Genomic DNA, 2,816 nt, shown 5'->3' on the forward strand with positions numbered 1-2,816 from the left:
TCCCATGGCGGACAGCACTCGCGCCATGCGCCGGTCGATCTTCGAGCGTGACCTACTCCCCGTATGGCGTAGCCGGCTTCTCACTGAGATCACGCCCGGAGACCTGCGCGAGCATTGCCTCAAGATCGTGGAACGCGGTGCGCCGGCTACCGCGATCCATGTCCGTGACATCGTGAAGCAGATCTATGGCTATGCAATCCTGCATGGTGAGAAGATCAAGAACCCGGCCGACGAAGTCGGGCCAGCCTCCATCGCCACTTTCAAGCCCAAGGATCGCTCACTCAGCCCTTCAGAGATCCGCGTCCTGTTCCGTGTCATCGATCATGTCGCGACACTGCCGACCATCCGGCTCGGCGTGAAATTCTTCCTCCTCTCGATGGTCCGCAAGAGCGAGTTGCAGGATGCCGTCTGGGATGAGGTGGATTTCGAGAACGCGGTGTGGTCGATCCCGAAAGAGCGCATGAAGCGATCCAAGCCGCACAATGTTTACCTCTCGAGCCAGATGCTGGACATCCTGATTGCACTCAAGACCTGTGCGGGCAATTCCAGGTATCTCTTGCCATCGCGCTACGATGCCGACGCGCCCATGTCGCGGGCGACCTTCAACAGGGTGACATATGCGGTGGTCGAGCAGGCTAAACAGGAAGGCCTGCCCCTCGAGCCATTCACCGTGCACGACTTGCGCCGGACTGGTTCGACGTTGCTCAACGAACTGGGTTTCAACAGCGACTGGATCGAAAAATGCCTAGCGCACGAAGACGGACGCTCTTCTCGCGGCATCTACAACAAGGCTGAATATGAGATGCAGCGGCGGCACATGATGCAGGAATGGTCGAACACGATCGATGCCTGGATCGCCGGGAAGAAATACGCCCCCATGGTGACCCCTCCATCGGCGCCGGTCCTGGAGATTGATCCTAGCCTTTGACCGGGCGGGTGCGACGGTCCTTTACGTCGACAGATTGTGCCCGCTGGACCGGGCGTGCTTTGCGATCCGCGAGCCATGCCTCCACTTCGTCGAGATTCCACACGACGGTACGCGGCGAGAGTGCATAGCGGCGCGGAAATTCTCCCCGCCGCTCCATTTCGAATATGGTGCTGTCCGCAAGTGGCACCATTTCCTTGAGTTGTTGGCGCCGTACGGTTCGTGTGTAGGGAACCGGATTGCCTTTCGCCATTGCAGTGCTCCGAGGTTTCTTCGCACACGAAGTTAGCCACCGCCCTGCAGGCAGGCGCAATGGGAAGCTTTCCGATGGCGTAGTGTAGCGAAGAAAAAGAAGGGATCGGCGGCATTGCCCCCGGGGAAAGAAAAGGTCATTCCTTCCATTTTCCGGGAGACCTGTCTCGTCGGCATAGGCGCCCAATTTCCTTAGCCATCGAGCAATCTCCTTGATACCCATCCGCAATGCGCGGAGGCATGTTTGGTTTCGCGCAATGCGGAAATAAACCGGTCAGCCGGTTTGATCGGCGAGGCTGTTGCCGGTAAGCGCGCTTTCGACCTGTTCGCGAATGGCGCGCAGCGGATGGCGCACCCGTACCTGAAGCGGGCCATGCGAGGCGCCGGGTGCATAACCCAGTCGCGGATAGCACGCGTTGCTGCGCTGCGGGGAATCGCAGTATTGCAGATTGCCATTGGCCACCGGCTGCGCCGTTGTACACAAGGGCAGGTCGAGGAACGCGAACATCGCTCGGCGGATGCGTTCTGGCTGCTCGACCAGGTCTTCATAGCGGACGATCATCGCGCCATGCAGATATTCGATATCGGCGAGCACGATATCATGCGCCGCCTGCCAATAGCGGCGAAAGCCGATGGCATCGACATCGACCCATTTGCGCATCGCTTCATTGGTAAAGGCAGGATGGCGCGTCACAATGATGAATTGCGACAGCGGGAACAGGGACTGCAACAGACGCATGCGGGTCAGGTTCACCGGCGATTTTTCCACCCGCCACGGCTTGTCCGCATCGAACCACGGCGCCCAGTCCGCTTGCAGTCGCAGCCGCGTTTCCAGCCGGTCGAGCGGCGACCCTTCGACCAGATGCTGTTCGGGATCGGTGGCGAAATGGCCGGGCACGCCGTGGCGGGCGGCATGGGGGATCGCCCCTTGCAGATAGCAGCCTTCGCTTTCGGGGACGGGCGCGTCTGTAATGGCGGCAATGTCGGGATGTTCGGCCAGCAAGCGCGCGATCAGGCTCGTGCCCGACCGGTGCAATCCGGCCACGAAGATATGGCGGTGCCCGCTCATACCACCGCTTCCAATGGCTGCGCGGCATGGATGGGGGCGTCGTCCAGCATGGCGTAATAGCGTTCCTCGGCTTCGGCAGGCGGAATATTGCCGATGGGCGCGAGCAGCCGGCGATTGTTGAACCAGTCCACCCATTCGAGCGTGGCGTATTCAACGGCTTCAAAGGATCGCCACGGTCCTCTCCTGTGGATCACCTCGGCCTTGTAAAGGCCGTTGATCGTCTCAGCCAAGGCGTTGTCGTAGCTGTCGCCAACACTACCGACCGACGGCTCGATCCCGGCTTCGGCAAGTCGCTCGGTATACTTGATCGACACATATTGGCTGCTGCGGTCACTGTGGTGGATCAGGCCGCCACGATGGACAGGTCGTCGATCGTGGATCGCCTGTTCCAGAGCATCGAGCACGAAACTCGCATGCGCCGTTCTGCTCACCCGCCAGCCCACGATATAACGGGCATAGACGTCGATCACGAAGGCCACGTAGACGAACCCCGACCACGTCGCCAGTGGAGTAGGAAGCGCATGAGCGCTTCCCCTCCCCGAACCGTACGTGCACCTTTCAGCGCATACG

4 protein-coding genes are annotated in these 2,816 nt (G+C 60.4%); 1 reads left to right on the forward strand and 3 read right to left on the reverse strand.

Annotation, left to right across the window (positions count from 1 at the left end):
* The coding region (locus tag IEX64_RS23975; protein ID WP_188823962.1) for a tyrosine-type recombinase/integrase at window positions 1-928 on the forward strand (928 nt) is incomplete at its 5' end.
* Here IEX64_RS23975 and IEX64_RS23980 read toward each other — a convergent pair.
* The 3 genes from IEX64_RS23980 to IEX64_RS23990 form a co-directional block, all read right to left on the reverse strand.
* A complete protein-coding gene (locus IEX64_RS23980) occupies window positions 918-1,178 on the reverse strand; it encodes a helix-turn-helix transcriptional regulator (RefSeq protein WP_188823964.1) in 261 nt (86 codons plus the stop codon). The genes IEX64_RS23975 and IEX64_RS23980 overlap by 11 nt on opposite strands.
* Before the next feature lie 273 nt (window positions 1,179-1,451).
* Window positions 1,452-2,246, reverse strand: a complete 795-nt coding sequence (locus tag IEX64_RS23985) for a sulfotransferase family protein (protein WP_188823966.1) — start codon at window positions 2,244-2,246, stop codon at window positions 1,452-1,454.
* Window positions 2,243-2,816: IS3 family transposase (locus IEX64_RS23990; RefSeq protein ID WP_229710728.1), on the reverse strand; the 574-nt coding region annotated here is incomplete at its 5' end. The genes IEX64_RS23985 and IEX64_RS23990, both read right to left, overlap by 4 nt.

The organism is Novosphingobium indicum, assembly GCF_014645195.1.
GTDB classification, from domain to species: domain Bacteria; phylum Pseudomonadota; class Alphaproteobacteria; order Sphingomonadales; family Sphingomonadaceae; genus Novosphingobium; species Novosphingobium indicum.